Origin of the sequence: Chitinasiproducens palmae, from assembly GCF_900095735.1 — a bacterium.
GTDB lineage: Bacteria > Pseudomonadota > Gammaproteobacteria > Burkholderiales > Burkholderiaceae > Chitinasiproducens > Chitinasiproducens palmae.
The window spans coordinates 41,346-55,856 of record NZ_FNLO01000013.1 but is presented as its reverse complement, the minus strand read 5'-3'; the positions used below and the strand labels follow the sequence as shown (position 1 = coordinate 55,856).

Annotated in this window: 13 protein-coding genes; 7 read left to right on the top strand and 6 right to left on the bottom strand. The window is 64.7% G+C overall.

What is annotated here, in order from left to right; genetic code table 11:
• Positions 1 to 39: 39 nt before the first annotated feature.
• From BLU54_RS18970 to BLU54_RS18955, 4 genes are all read right to left on the bottom strand, one after another.
• Positions 40 to 318 (bottom strand): hypothetical protein, encoded by a 279-nt coding sequence (locus BLU54_RS18970; RefSeq protein WP_139169759.1) that lies wholly within the window; start codon positions 316 to 318, stop codon positions 40 to 42.
• A gap of 110 nt (positions 319 to 428) precedes the next feature.
• The gene (locus BLU54_RS18965; RefSeq protein ID WP_091911914.1) at positions 429 to 1,394 is read right to left on the bottom strand and encodes a hypothetical protein; all 966 of its coding nucleotides are present in this window, start codon (positions 1,392 to 1,394) and stop codon (positions 429 to 431) included.
• A gap of 23 nt (positions 1,395 to 1,417) precedes the next feature.
• Entirely contained in the window at positions 1,418 to 1,822 is a 405-nt protein-coding gene (locus BLU54_RS18960) for an aconitase X swivel domain-containing protein (RefSeq protein ID WP_091911912.1), read from the bottom strand.
• Complete coding sequence (locus BLU54_RS18955) at positions 1,819 to 3,096, bottom strand: aconitase X catalytic domain-containing protein (RefSeq protein WP_091911911.1); 1,278 nt, start codon at positions 3,094 to 3,096, stop codon at positions 1,819 to 1,821. The genes BLU54_RS18960 and BLU54_RS18955 overlap by 4 nt, the downstream gene beginning before the upstream one ends.
• A 219-nt stretch (positions 3,097 to 3,315) precedes the next feature.
• Here BLU54_RS18955 and BLU54_RS18950 point away from each other — a divergent pair, with 219 nt between their 5' ends.
• The 6 genes from BLU54_RS18950 (at position 3,316) to BLU54_RS18925 (ending at position 10,684) form a co-directional block, all read left to right on the top strand.
• Entirely contained in the window at positions 3,316 to 4,077 is a 762-nt protein-coding gene (locus BLU54_RS18950; RefSeq protein WP_091911909.1) for an enoyl-CoA hydratase/isomerase family protein, read from the top strand.
• 69 nt (positions 4,078 to 4,146) lie between these two features.
• Positions 4,147 to 5,208 carry an ABC transporter substrate-binding protein gene (locus BLU54_RS18945; protein WP_091911907.1) on the top strand — a complete coding sequence of 354 codons (1,062 nt, stop codon included), beginning with the start codon at positions 4,147 to 4,149 and terminating at the stop codon, positions 5,206 to 5,208.
• A gap of 23 nt (positions 5,209 to 5,231) precedes the next feature.
• Positions 5,232 to 6,293, top strand: a complete 1,062-nt coding sequence (locus BLU54_RS18940) for an ABC transporter ATP-binding protein (RefSeq protein ID WP_091911905.1) — start codon at positions 5,232 to 5,234, stop codon at positions 6,291 to 6,293.
• A 24-nt stretch (positions 6,294 to 6,317) separates the two neighbouring features.
• Positions 6,318 to 8,099: an ABC transporter permease subunit gene (locus tag BLU54_RS18935; protein WP_091911903.1), complete on the top strand. Its 1,782-nt coding sequence runs from the start codon at positions 6,318 to 6,320 to the stop codon at positions 8,097 to 8,099.
• 70 nt (positions 8,100 to 8,169) lie between these two features.
• Entirely contained in the window at positions 8,170 to 9,711 is a 1,542-nt protein-coding gene (locus BLU54_RS18930) for an AMP-binding protein (protein ID WP_091911901.1), read from the top strand.
• 121 nt (positions 9,712 to 9,832) lie between these two features.
• On the top strand, positions 9,833 to 10,684 hold the full coding sequence (locus BLU54_RS18925; RefSeq protein ID WP_407919442.1) for an IclR family transcriptional regulator: 852 nt from the start codon (positions 9,833 to 9,835) through the stop codon (positions 10,682 to 10,684).
• Between the two features lie 257 nt (positions 10,685 to 10,941).
• On the opposite strand, the gene BLU54_RS18920 is transcribed toward BLU54_RS18925, so the two are convergent.
• Entirely contained in the window at positions 10,942 to 11,478 is a 537-nt protein-coding gene (locus tag BLU54_RS18920; RefSeq protein WP_091911899.1) for a hypothetical protein, read from the bottom strand.
• 259 nt (positions 11,479 to 11,737) lie between these two features.
• Here BLU54_RS18920 and BLU54_RS18915 point away from each other — a divergent pair, with 259 nt between their 5' ends.
• Positions 11,738 to 12,622 carry an MOSC domain-containing protein gene (locus tag BLU54_RS18915; RefSeq protein ID WP_091911897.1) on the top strand — a complete coding sequence of 295 codons (885 nt, stop codon included), beginning with the start codon at positions 11,738 to 11,740 and terminating at the stop codon, positions 12,620 to 12,622.
• A 92-nt stretch (positions 12,623 to 12,714) separates the two neighbouring features.
• Here BLU54_RS18915 and BLU54_RS18910 read toward each other — a convergent pair whose 3' ends face one another.
• Positions 12,715 to 14,391, bottom strand: coding sequence for a putative bifunctional diguanylate cyclase/phosphodiesterase (locus tag BLU54_RS18910; RefSeq protein WP_170845227.1), 1,677 nt, complete (start codon positions 14,389 to 14,391; stop codon positions 12,715 to 12,717).
• Positions 14,392 to 14,511: the final 120 nt, after the last annotated feature.

Below are 14,511 nucleotides of genomic sequence, written 5' to 3'. Positions count from 1 at the left end.
AGTGGCCCGCCGCAGTGGACCGTTGCGGCTGCTGCGCGACTACTGCCCGATATCGCCGAGTGCGGGTCCCGGAACCGCCTTGCGGTACAGCCGCACCTTGAATTGACAGGCGCCACGGCCCACTTCGGCGAGCTTTACGTCGTCGCAACCAAGCAGACGGGCCCGGCACAGCGCGGGCAGCCGATCGCAGGCAATCGCGCGCAGCGAAGATGGCCGTACCGTCGTTGCCCCATCGTTGCCCCATCTTTGCGCCGTCGTTGCGGCCTTGTCACGCGTCGTCACGGCGGCGAGCACGGGCGCGTCGAGATCGCCGTACATGGCCATCTGCAGCGTGTCGAGTGGATCGCTGCCGCCCGACTCCCGACTCCGGTCCCGGCAATGTCGCGTGTCGCCCAGGCAAACGCCGATATGGCGCGCGTTGCGCAGGGCTAGGCGATTTCGACATGCGTACCGATACCCGACGACAAAGCCTGCCGGTAGGCGATCTGCGAGATTACCGTGTCGCACATGCCAAGGCCGCCGAATACGTAGATCGCGGCCTGCCCGTCCGCCAAGCAATGCTCGCCGCGCGCGAGTGTGTATAAGTCGCCTGCGAAGCGGGCAACGAATTTCATTTTCCCTTGCCTAACGAGGCTGTCGGACTGCACGACATAATCCGTGAAGACAGGCTGTCGCGTATCGAGGTCGAGCGGAATCCACGGGCGGCCCAGATCGACGAAACTGGCGAATGCAGTGGGCTTGAGCATGGTTGCATCGTAGTGCGGCGCGAGCTGGCCGGCGCGCATCGGCACCGACGAGATGACGAGGTCCGCTTCGCGAATCACGCGCGCCGCGTCCCGCTCGGCATAGGCGTTGAAACCGCGAGCGCGCGCCTGCTCGGCGAAACGCTCGCCCGATGAAGGGGCGTGCGCAAGGACCGTGCGAATCTGCGGATACAGACTTGCGAACATGTCCAGATGCGCAAGGGCCTGCACGCCGCAGCCGAGAAAACCGATGCTCAGGTTCCCACTTGCCATTCTCGCCGGATCGGCATGCCATAGATGCCGTGCGGCAAGGGCGGACATCGCCGCGGTGCGAATTGCCGTGAGTCTGGACGATGACATCAGCGCCAGCGTTTCACCCGTCACCGCATCGGAGAACAGTGTCGTGGTCCGAATGCGTGGCCCCGCACACTCGCCTCCGGCGACGCTGATCCACTTCAGCGACGCCCGTCGCTCGTTCGCGAGCACTGCGGGCAAGGCCTGAAAAACGCCGCCATCGATACCGGGCGTCTGCGCCTTGAGTCCGGTGATCGATTGCTCGGGACCGCATCGGAAAGCGGCATCGAGTGCATCGACAAGTGCATGGGCGTCGAACGACATCGACGCGAGCTCGGTTTCGGACAGGATAAGCAACGCGTTTCCTTCGGTTGTCGTGGTCAGTTCACGCGCAGCATGTCGCTCGAGGCGTCGAAGCAAAGGCGCGCGCCTTCCTGCAACCGATCGTAGTCGGCGGCGACCAGCAAGCGCAGCACCGGTAGTTCCGCGAGAATCGCCCCCTGGATTACGGACGGGTCGGGCAGGTCGCGCACCACAATGCCGAGCGGTGCAGTGCCGTGCGTGCGCAACTGTTGCAGCACCCGCCACGCGCCGGCCGATCCGTGCGTGAATGGCAGACAAAGTACGCGTCCCGACACACGTCGTCCGCGCAGATCGCTGCTCTCCGTCACGATCGCGCCGGTCTGCACCTCGACATCGCCGAAGAATGACAGCGGCCTTGTCGACACCATCGACGTGCCGTCGAACGCACCGGCCACGAGTGTCTTGACGGCTAGCGTTATCACGCGACGCCTCCGCTGCGGGCCACGAGCCGCCCTTCGATGGCACTGCGCACGGCTTCGGCGGTGCCAGTCAGGAAGGTATCGCAGTGCACGGTGTCACGCACGTACTTCGCCTGCTTGGCCGAATCCACCACGATGCAGCGCGTTGCAGCGGGCGCCGGCAGGCCGTGTTTTGGGTCCGGCGCCATGATGCGCGACAGGTGACACATGATCGGACAGGTATCGGAGAGCACCTTCGCGCCGGCGCGTTCCAGCACCTCGCTCAGTCCCGCTTCCTGCGCCATCTGACGCACCACGCGGCTGGTGGTGATCCACAGCTCGACATCGGCGTGAATTCGCTTGCCATCGAGTAGCGCGGCGTATTCGCGCATTTCCTGCATGGATGCGTGCGGACAACCGAGATGGACGATGCTAGGCCGTGTGTCATCCGCGGGCGCGAACGCGGCATAGACCGCCGCGATATCCGACGACGTCACGGCAATTGCCTCCGGCGACGTACCGGCGAACGCATCGCTCACATCGGCGTAGGGCGGCGTGACGCCGGGAACGATGAACATGGCCGAGCCGCCGGAGGTGGCGATCGCAGCGCCCATCGCATCGAGTTCGTCCAGCGTGGGACGCCGCGCGAAGCCTTCGATGACCGGCACGCCGCTGCGTGCGCGCAGCCCGATATGATAGCCAAGGCACCCGAAGTCGCTGGCGTTCTGCAGGTCCGCCTCGATCTTGAAAAGATGCGTTCCGCGCCGGTTTTCGTCGAGGTGGTAGCCCATCTTCGGGTAGAAGCCGGTCATCGCCGCGTAGATCGCGAAGTAGCCGTCACGGTTCGATTTCGCGCCGAGCACCGAGTTGCAGAAAATCGTGACGGTCGATTCGAGGGACACCATATGCGTGTTCCACGTCGGCCAGTGGCCCGCCCAGTAGGGCGTGCAGGTATAGCACGCATCGCTGCCCATCCGGCGGTGCACCGGTTCGGAGCGACGCTGCAGATCAACGAGCTTGTCCGGGGCATGCATCAACCGGCCGCGGCTCATGTCCGCATTGGCGATGTTGACCGAAGTTGGCACGACCACGGTGGCACCCAGTTCCGACAAGGCCTCGAGCTGTTCCATATCGCCCGCATAGAGCGGCTGGCCGGCAGCCACGTGTGCGTAGCCGATGCTGACCATTTCTTCGGCGTCGTACGCGTCGCCGAACTTCACCAGCGAATCCATCGCAAGCCGCTTTGCTGCGCCTTGCTCGCCATCCAGCATCTTTTTTGCCGCATCGGTCAGTCGCATCGCTGCTCCGGAACTTGCCTGTTGGGTAAGAACTATCGAATAGAAATAACACTTATCGATGGAAGATTACGGAGCCAGGATATGCGTGACAAAAATAGTCGGCAGCTCAGGGAAAACGCTAGCTGATTGAACGTCTCGGAAGACCGCAGCCGCACTTGCAGGTTATTTTTGATCAACATATATTGGAATAAGCATATAAACTATTGCTATGAGATAAACATGAGCCAGGACATCCTTCTCTCCAGCCACGGCCGCGTGGCTGTCGTCACATTGAATCGTCCCGACAAGCTGAACGCGTGGACCACGCCGATGCGCAACGCGATCATCGATGCGCTCGAACGCTTCGATGCGGATGACAACGTCGCCGCGATCATCATGACGGGCGCGGGCAACCGCGCGTTCTCGGCTGGGCAGGACCTGTCGGAAGCGCATGACTTCGACGGCGAACGTGCGGTGGCGTGGGTCAAGGAATGGCAGCGCTACTACGCCGTGCTGCGCGGCCTGAAGAAGCCGCTGGTCATGGCGCTCAATGGCACGGCCGCAGGCTCGGCCTTTCAGGTTGCGCTGCTCGGCGACATTCGGGTCGCCCATCCAGCCGTGCGCATGGGGCAGCCCGAAATCAACGCGGGCATCGCCAGCACCACGGGTCCATGGATCATGAATTCGATGCTCGGCATGTCGCGAACCATCGAACTGACGTTGACGGGCCGTCTGATGGATGCCGACGAATGCAAGCAGATCGGCCTGATCCATCACATCGTGCCGGAGGAAAAGGTGTTTGAAAAAGCGCTTGAAATCGCCACCGATCTCGCCAACAAGCCGCCGGTCGCGATGCGTCTGGACAAACAGCGTTTCCGTGAAATGACGGAAGAAGGCTTCCAGAGCTGTATCGAAGCCGGCATCCGCATTCAGCGCGAAGCCTACGACTCCGGCGAGCCCGCGCGCATGATGGAAGCGTTCTTCCGCAAGCGGGCCAAGTAGAAAGCTGCAATACGTCCACACCACTATGCATTTGCCACCGGCCCAGCCAGTGGGCGGGAGATCACAGCCATGACGCAAAACTTCGATGAAAAGCGGCGCCGTATGCTACAGGGTGCGGGCGCACTAGCGCTCGCCGGTGCGATCCCGACGCTGGTCAGGGCGGACGACAAACAGATTGTCGTTTCCGATCCGGGCGGCCCGTACACGACGGCTTATCGCCAAGCCTTCTACGATCCGTTCGAGAAAGCCACTGGGATCAAGGTGGTGAGCGTGGCGCGTGAATCGCAGCCGGTCGCGCAATTCGAAGCGATGGTAAAGACGAAGAACTATGTGTGGGACGTCACCACGCTGACCCTCTCCGCCGACATTCCGTATCTGGAAAAGAAGGGCTTGATGGAGCGGATCGGCCTCAAAGCGTCGGACTTCCCCGACGTGATGCCCGAGGCAATCACGCCGGACTGGCTCGGCGTCGACGTGTACTCCACCGTGCTGGCATATCGCGCCGACAAGTTCAAGGACAACGGTCCGAAGTCGTGGGCCGACTTCTGGGACGTGAAGAAATTTCCCGGCCGCCGCTGCCTGCGTCGTAGTCCGCTGGATACCCTGGAGCAGGCGCTGCTCGCCGATGGCGTGCCGCTCGACAAGCTCTATCCGCTCGACGTCGATCGCGCGTTCAAGAGCCTCGACAGGATCAAGCCGCACATCGCGATCTGGTGGACGTCCGGCGCCCAGTCGATGCAGGCCATTCAGAGCGGCGATGTCGACATGATTTCGCTCTGGAACGGCCGCGCGCAGTCGGCCAAGGATGCAGGCGCGCCGGTGACGATCGTGTGGAACCAGGGGCTGTATTCGATCGAAGGCTGGGGCATTCCGAAGGGCACGCCGCGTGCGGAACTGGCCAAGCAGTTCGTACGTTTCTGCGCCGATGCCAAGCGTCAGGCGGTGCTTACGCAGACCCTCGCCTACGGCCCGACCAATCGGAAGTCTTTCGAGTCGATTCCGCCGGCGCGCGCGTCGCTGTTGCCGACCGCGCCGGAGAACATCAAGTCGATGAGACTGCCGAGTCCAGAGTGGTGGCAGGAAAACCGCGCGAAGGTCACCGAGCGCTTCAACTCGTGGATCATTTCCTGACGCACTGAAGGCGAGGCCCTGCGATGAGCGCAAAACTAGAAGCGATCGGACTCGGCAAGCGTTACGGCGAAACCGTCGCGCTCGAGCCGACCGACCTCACCGTGCAGGCTGGCGAATTTCTCACGCTGCTGGGGCCGTCGGGTTCGGGCAAGACCACGCTGCTGCAGATGATCGCGGGGCTGGTCGCGCCCACCTCGGGCCGCATCGAGATCGCCGGACAAGACGTCACGCACGTCGATCCGGGAAAGCGTGGCATCGGCATGGTATTCCAAAGCTACGCGCTCTTTCCGCATATGAGCGTGTGGGACAACGTTGCCTATGGCCTGCGCATGCGTTCGAGGTCGCGCGACGAAGTACGCACCGCGGTCGATGCCGCGCTTGCGATGGTCCGCATGGGCGAGTTCGGCAAGCGTTTTCCGAAGGAACTGTCGGGCGGCCAGCAGCAACGTATCGCGCTTGCGCGTTGTTTCGCTTATCGGCCTTCGGTGATCCTGCTCGACGAGCCGCTCGGTGCGCTCGACAAGAAGCTGCGCGAGCATATGCAGGCGGAAATCCGCCGTCTGCATAAGGAATTAGGCGCGACGTTCGTCTATGTCACGCACGATCAGGACGAAGCGCTTACGCTCTCCGACCGCGTTTGCCTGATGAACGATGCGAGGATCGAGCAGATCGGCACGCCGTCTGATCTGTATGACCGGCCTGCCACCCGTTTCGCCGCCAGTTTCATCGGCCACTCGAATCTGCTGGAAGGCTCGCTTGCCGATGGTGCCGTTGCAGGCAGCGAACCGATTCTGCTGGCCGCTGGTGCGCGGCTGCCGCTGCCGCGCGCGGCGAACCTGGCTCCGTCGTCGCGTCACGTCTTGCTGCTGCGCCCGGAGGCGCTTGAGTTCGTCGAGCCGAAGCAGGGCTTTATCGATGGCCGTATCGACGATGTGGTGTTCTTCGGCAGCGATACGCATGTGCAACTCTCGCTGCCCGATGGCAGCGGGCTGACCGCGCGCTGCTCGCGCACGCTGAGCCCGCGCATCGGCGACCTGGTCGGTCTGACCTGGGACCCGTATCGCACGACGCTGCTGCACGCCTGACAAGCCATCGCTGAAGGATTGTTTATGACTCTCGCCTTACGCGTGCATCCGACCAACGCATCGCGCCGCCGCAGCGCCTGGCTGGCCGCATCGCTGCGCGTCCTGCCGGCGGTACCGACGTTGCTGTTCCTGCTGGTGTTCTTCATCGTGCCGGTGGGCGAAATTCTGCAGGGCGGTCTCGTTACCAGCGACGGCACGTTCGGCTTCGCTCAGTACGAGCGCATTGCGCGCACGCCGGTTTATGCAAAGGTGCTGTGGATCACCTTTGCGATCTCATTCATGACGGCCGCGTTTTCGGTGGCGCTTGGCTATCCGGTGGCATATCTGCTGAGCCGGGTGTCGGAGCGCGTGCGCGAACGCTGGCTGTTGTGGATCATGCTGCCGTTCTGGACCAGTTACCTGGTCAAGACCTACGCGTGGATGCTGCTGCTGTCCAAGACCGGTGTGCTTTCGACGATGGCGCTGGCGCTCGGCATCGTCCACCAGACCAATGGCACCATTCCGTCGCTGACGGGCGTGCTGATCGGCATGGTGCACTCGATGCTGCCGCTCGCTGTGATGACGATGCTTCCCGTGATGCGAGGCATAGACGATCGTCTGGGACAGGCGGCGCAAACCCTCGGCGCGGAACGCAGCACGAGTTTCTTCACGGTCTTCTTGCCGCTGTCGTCGCCGGGTGTGGCGGCCGCCGGTCTGCTGGTGTTCATCTCCAGCCTCGGATTCTTCATCGTGCCCGCGCTCCTCGGTTCGCCGCGCGAAACGATGATCGCGCAACTGGTCATCTCTTCGGTGCTTGAACTGTTCGACATGCACTTTGCGGGCGCGCTGTCGACCGTGCTGCTGATCTGCTCGATCGCGATCTTTTTTGTCTATGACCGCATGGTGGGCCTTGCGTCGCTGACGGGCGAGGTCAGCGACAAGCGGCGCGCGTCCCGCGCGCAGGGTGTCAAACTCGCTCTGCTGATGACGCTTGGCCGCGTATGTGCGCCGCTCGTGCGGCGACGCGGCGGCGTGCAGGCGCAGGTCGAAGGCGTGCGGGTCTTCAGTCCGCTCGGTCTGTTCACGATGGCGACGCTCGTCGTGCTGGTGGTGCCGGTGCTGTCGGTCATTCCGTATGCGTTCACCCGGAGCGACTTCATCACGTTTCCGCCAAAGCTGTTCAGCCTGCGCTGGTTCGGCACCTTCGCGAGTTCGCCGGTATGGCAGGGCGCGTTCGTCCGCTCTTTCGGGGTCGGCTTCGGTACCGCGGTGCTCTCCCTTGTGCTGGGCTTCGGCGCGACACTCGCGATGACGCGCATGCCGCAACGCGCGACCAAGCCGCTCTTCGCACTGCTGGTGGCGCCGTTGATCGTGCCGCGCATCGTGGTTGCGGTCGGCCTGTTGTATCTGCTGAGCCGCTTCGGTCTGACCGGCACGAACACGGGCCTGATCATCGGCCACACGGTGCTGGCGATTCCGTATGTGGTGGTCACGCTGGCGGCCGGCTTCCAACGCTTCGATTGGCGTCTGGACGACGCCGCGCGTGTCATGGGCGCCTCGCCGCTGCAGCGCATCCGGACCGTCGTCTTGCCGCTGTTGATGGCGAGCGTCACGGCCGCGTTCCTGTTCGCCTTTCTGGTGTCCTTCGACGACCTGACGATTGCCATCTTCGTGAGCGGTGGCGTTAACACCACGTTGCCCAAGCAGATGTGGGACGACATCCAGTTGGCCATCACGCCGACACTCGCGGCGGTGTCGACCCTGCTCATCGTGCTGATCGCCGTGGTCATCGCCATGTCGTCATGGCTCAAGCACCGGGCGCGCTGACGTGGGGTGACGTGCGGTGACCTGCAGTGACGTGTACTACGCAATTCCTCGCTTTACTGAACGACAAGCCATGCATCGGTATTCAGAGTATTTCCCGCATCGTCATGCCCATGACGAACTAGATTGCGTGCCGCTTCTCGTCACCGGTCTGTTCGCCGATCCCACTCGCGCTTTCCTGCAGTTCGACGATTGCGCGATCACCTGCGGCGAAGCGCTTGCACACATTGCGCATTGGCAGGCCTGGTTCGACGAACAGGGGCTGGTGCAAGGCAACAGTGTCGCGGTAATGCTCGGCAACAGGCCCGAGCACATTCATTTGATCTACGCGCTGATGATCAGCGGACTGGTTTGGGTGCCGGTCAACACGCGGCTGCGCGCGGCGGGCCTCGAATACGTGCTGCAGGACGCGGCGCCGAAGCTCTTCCTGATCGACGACGAATTCGACGCAGTCAGCGCAAACATCGATTGCGCCGGCGCGAAGCGCGTGCATTTGCCGGCCTTCGACGGTGCGAGCCGAGTGAGCGGCAACGCCAGGCCGACGACCCCTGCAATCGGTATTCACGACCCGCTTTGCATCATATACACGTCAGGGACGACGGGGGCGCCGAAGGGCGTGGTATTCACGCACCGGATGATGCGCATCGCCAGCGAGGCTGCCCTCCGGGTGGCGGACGTGCGCGAGCAGGATCGTCTTTTCATGTGGGAGCCGCTTTGCCATATCGGCGGCGCGCAGATGCTCATGTTGCCGTTCCTGATGCCGGTCAGCCTGCATATCGTGCCGCGCTTCTCCGCGTCGCAGTTCTGGCAGCAGGTGAAACGCGCGGGGGCGACGCAACTGCATTATCTGGGCGGCGTGCTCGATATCCTGATGCAACTGGCGCCCGACACCGAGCCCAAAATGCACACGTTGCGCGTGGCGTGGGGTGCGGGTGTGTCGGCATCGGCATGGCATGACATCGAGCGGCGCTTCAACGTGGCTTTGCGTGAGTGCTACGGCATGACCGAATGCTCGAGCTTTGCAACCTTGAATGCGACCAACAAGGCCGGTTCGATCGGGCGGCCCTTGCCGTGGTTCGATCTCGAACTGCTCGATGAAAACGGCCGCGAGGTGGGCATCGGCGAGCCCGGCGAGATCGTGCTGACGAGCCGGGTGGAGGGCGCGTTACTGCCGACCTATCTGAACAACGAACAGGCGACGCAAAGCGCGCTGCGCAATGGCAAACTCCATACGGGCGATCACGCACGGCGCGACGCGGACGGTGATCTTTACTTCATTGGCCGAAGTACGGACAGCATGCGTGTGCGCGGCGAGAACGTATCGGCGTGGGAAATCGAGCGTATTTTCGCGGCGCATCCAGCGGTGCAGGCGAGCGCGGCAATCGGGGTGGCATCGTCGGTAGGCGAGCAGGACATCTTGCTCAACGTGCAGTTCAAGGACGGCGCGGTCACCTGGGAGGGCTTGCACGCCTGGGCCAGCGAGCGGCTGGCGGCCTTCCAGTTGCCGCGATATTACCGGGCGGTCGCGCAATTCGAATTGACCGCCAGCGAGCGCATTCGAAAGCATCTCTTGTCGCGCGACACGGGCGACGCGTGGGATCGGCTGCAGCATTGAAAGCGGCGAAGACCGCACGTTGCCATAGCGTGAACAGGCGTTTCAAACTGCGCTATCGCTTGAAAGTGACGCGTTAGCGGTATGCGATAATGGCTCAGTCGAGCAACATCGGTTTCCGAACGTGAGTCCTGCACAAGTCAAGCCTGCCCGCAAACGCACTGCTTCCGCCACACGCGGCGCGAAGCCGGGGATCGATCCCACTGCGTCGTCGCTCTACGTGCAATCCGTCGAAAAAGCGATGAAGGTACTCACCGCATTCGACGGCAGCAAGCGGCAACTGTCACTCTCCGAAATTGCCGCGCTGACCGACTTCGACATGAGCGCGACGCAGCGCTTTACCTTCACGCTCGCAGCGCTCGGCTATCTCTTGAAGGATCCGGACAGTCGGAAGTACGAGTTGTCGCCAAAGCTGGTCGACTTCACCTATCACTATCTGATTTCCAACGAGCTGGTGAGCCGCGCGACGCCGTATCTGCAACAACTCGGCTCCGAAACAGAAGAGGCGACGAACCTCACAGTGCTCGACGATACCGACATCGTCTTCGTGCTGCGGATCGTCAGCCGCAACGTGTTCAATGCGCACGTGATCACGGGATCGCGGCTGCCGGCCTATTGCACGGCCCCCGGCCTGGCGATCCTCGCGACGTTCCAGGATGGCGAGGTGGAGGATATCCTGTCGCGCACCAACCTTGTGTCATTCACGCCGTCGACCGTTTATCAGCCGCGCAAGATCAAGGAGCGCCTGGCGCAGATCCGCAAGCAGGGCTATGCGCATACCGAGGATGAGTATTTTGTCGCCGATATTTCAACGGCGGCTGCCGTGACGAATGCTCACGGACGCGGCATCGGTGCGGTCAATATCGCGGTGGCGCGCGCTCGCTGGCAGGCCGATCGCGATGAAAAGCGGTTTGCGGATCTGGTGATATCGACGGCGTCCGCCATCTCGACGCGCAGGCGTATGGATCAGGCGTAAGACGTCGGGTTGGAGGCGTAAGGTTGGCGGCGTCCGGCGTCAGGTTCGAGCGTCAGGCATCACGCGTTGTGCGGTCAGACGGGCGAGCCGCCACCGGCGTCGCCCCGGAGGAGGGCAGCGCGCAGAGGCTTGACGCAGAGGCTTGATCGACGCTCGACAGCGCGTTCAGGCACGCAACGACTGCCGCGCAAGGCGCGGCTACGGCAGCGTTGGTCGCGACCACGCACCGATGCAGGTGGGGCAGACCGCGCCGGGCGTCAGCTGTCGGCGGGGCGACGAAAGTCGGCTTCCACCCAGGCGGTAGCGCTTGCCACATTCAGGCGGAAGTTAGGCGCGACGCGCACCTCGGCCAGGGTATCGCCGAACGGGTCGAAGGCGCGCAGCATCGCATACGGCTCATACTCGTCGGGCACGATCTGCAGCGTGACGCGGATGCGGCCAGACTCGGCGTCGACGTCGACCTGCTTGTTGAGCGTCGCATGCAACTGTTGTTCATGGCGCCGGCGCACCTCGTAAGCGGTTTTGACCAGGACCGAGAACGCGCCCGCGTCGAGCGGTTTGGGATTCTTTTTGTCGCGGCCCATCGTCCACGGGCCGACCAGCGCGGGTTCCGGCTCCCCATCGAGGGTCATCGAAACCGCCCAGCCGTCGTCGTCCTCGTTCTTGATCACGCGCGCGGTCCACCCGTCGTCCTGCCACAGCCGGGCTTCCTGGACGCGCTCATCCCCTGCGTCCTCGAGGAGGTCCGGGGCGGACGAAGTGTTCGAGTCGGCGGCGGTGCGGTCTGCGGTCATCGGTACGGCCGGCTGGTTGGCCGGCTGGGTTGGCTGGCGCCTGGATGCGCCTTGTGCGGGGCAGGTATTGTAGCGCGTGGGCCGGCCGCCGTTGCACCGGTGCGCGGGCCGGCCCACGCGCCGCGCGTGCGCACGCCGGCGCGTGCCGGCCGGAGGACGCGCCTACAATTGCGCTAGACTCCGGCCGCACGCCGCAACGCACGCCGCGCCCTGGTCCCGCCGACCGCCGCACCTGCCACCCTTGCCCCAGCTGCCTCTCATGCCCCGCATCCGCTCGCTGCATCTCTATCCAATCAAGTCGTGCGCGGCGATGACCGTCGCGCATTGGCCGTTGCTCGAGCACGGGCTTGCGTGGGACCGTGAGTGGATGTTGGTGGATGACGCCGGGCGCTTCGTGTCGCAGCGTACTTTGCCGGCAATGGCCCGCATACAGGCCACCCTCGAAGGCGACTGCCACGCGGCGGGCGGGGGCGACGGCATGCTGCACGTGTCCATACCAGGCCGCGAGCCGCTGCGGCTGGCGTTGCAGCCCGCGCCGACGCGCCCGGTGCCCGAGGTGAGCGTGTGGCGCGACGCCATGCCGGCTCGCGACGAGGGCGACGGCGCGGCCGCCTGGTTCTCGGATGCGCTCGGCGCGCCGGTCCGGCTGGTCCGCTTCGCACCGGAGGCCCGGCGCTGGGCAAGCCGTGAGTGGGTCGGGACGGTCGATGTGCCATTCCGTTTCGCCGACGGCTTTCCGCTGCTCGTGACCAACGAGGCGTCGCTGCACGATCTCAACGCACGCCTACAGAGCAAGGGGGCGCCGGCCATTCCGATGGACCGCTTTCGCGCCAACGTCGTGCTGAGCGACTGGGACGCGTATGAGGAGGACTATGCGGCGACGCTCGACGTGGTGCAGCGCGACGTTACCCTGCGGCTGGTGAAGCCGTGCGCGCGCTGCCCGATCCCCGGCATCGATCAGCTGACCGGCTTGCGCGATCCGCACTGGCCGCATGAACCGAACGACACGCTTTCGACCTACCGCGCCGACCCCCGGGTCGGCGGCGGCGTGACCTTCGGCCAGAACGCGGTGGTGCGCGCCGGCGCTCCAGCCTGCCTGGCCGTCGGTGACGAAGTCGACGCCGCGCTGGACTTCGGCGACTGACCTTTGGCGACTGGCGTATGCCTGCAAGCCGACGTGGCACCGGCGCTGCAGCCGAGCCGGCGGCGTCGGTCCAGTCTGTGCAATCAGTGCAATCAGTGCGGTAAGCGGGCAGGGCCGGCCATCACCGCCACGTAGGCCTGCTCGGCCGACAGCGCGATCGCACCGCTCTGGCCTTCCTGTACGCCCGAGTTGAGCAATTCGCGGCGGTCCTCGCACGCGTCCAGGCCGTCCGCGCTGACCGGCACACCGAGACCGTGCCCGAGGCCGACCAGCGCCCGCACCAGCTTGGCGTCGCCGCTGCCGTCCAGTTGCTCGATCAGTCGTCGATCAATCTTCACCTTGTCGAAGCGCAACTGCTGCATGTGGTACAGGTTCGAGTACCCGGTGCCGAAATGATCCAGCGCCACCGACACCCCGGCAGCCTGCAGCGGTTCGACCAGCGCGCGGGTGGCTTGCAGTTGCTGCACGACCATGTTCTCCGCAATGTCGACCTGCAGCCGTTGCGGCGACAGACCGGCGCGGGCCAGCGCGCCGAGCAGCGTGCGGGGCAGGTTGCGGTCGCTCAACTGACCGGGCAGGACGTTCAGGGCAAGCGTCACCTCGACCGGCCATTGCCGTGCCGCGTCGAACGCGCGCTCGGCAACACGCAGCGCCAGCGCGTGGATCAACCCGGTTTCCGCCGCGATCGGCAGGAAGCGCTCGGGCGGCGGCCCATCGCCGCCTGCTTCGACCCAGTGCGGCAGGGCCTCGAAGCCGGCGATGCGGCCGGTGCGCAGCGTATAGGATGGACGGAAGCGTGCCACGATGCGGTCTTCGGCAAGGGCGGTCTTGAGCGCGTCTTCCAGCCGTTTGCGCTCGCGGACCATCCGGTCCATGTCTTCCTCGAAGAAGCGCCAGGCGGGCCGACGCTCGGCTTTGGCGCGGTACAGCGCAACGTCCGCCTTGCGCATCGCTTCCTCGCCGCTGCTCGCGTCGGCAGGCAGCAGCGCGATGCCGATGCCGGTGCCGATGGTGTGTGCGATGCCGTCGACGACGATCGGCTGCGCAAGCGCCTGCAGGATGCGAAGGGCGATGCTGGACGCCGCTTCCGGGCCCAGCAGATCGCGCGCGAGCAGCACGAACTCGTCGCCACCCAGGCGGGCGGCGAGCTGAGCGTCGCGCAGCGTGGCCCGCAGGCGCTGCGCAACGCCCATCAGCACCGCGTCTCCCGCGTCGTGACCGTAGACGTCGTTGACGTATTTGAAGCCATTCAGATCGAGCATCAGCAGCGCATGGACGGAGCCGGCCGCGGGCGGCGCAGCCGCTGCGAGCTCCAGCGCTTCCTCGAATTGACGCCGGTTCGGCAGGCCGGTCAGCGGATCCTGGTAAGCCAGCTCGCGCACGTGCCGTTCGGCGTCAAGGCGCCGCCGCATTTCGCGACGCTGGGCAATGTAGCGTTGCATCGAAAAAGCGAGCATGCCGATCAGCAGGACGGTGCTGATCAACAGCATCTCGTCGAGTTCGATCGTGTTCTCGACGGTCGGCGCGCCATCGGCGACGAACAGGTCGACCTCGTAGCACGTCACCGCCAGCACCACCCCGCTCAGCAGCAGGAACACGAACGCCGTCAGGCTCGGCCGGGCGCGCCACAACGTGTGGCGCAGGCGTCGCCACCGTAACGCGGCCGGTTGCTGCGCCGGCGCCCGCACGCTGCCTTCCGGACGGTCCGGTTCGTCGGTGCCGGCACCGGCTGGCGTTGCGGCATTGGCAGGGTTCGGCTTGGCTTTCATCGACTGCCGGAGACTCCGTGCGGCGGGAGGTGAGACGGGAGGTGAGACGCGAGGCAGGGCGGCGAGCGGCGACTTCGATCGGCCCGGCCGACGCGGCATGCACCCGAAGCAACAGTGATG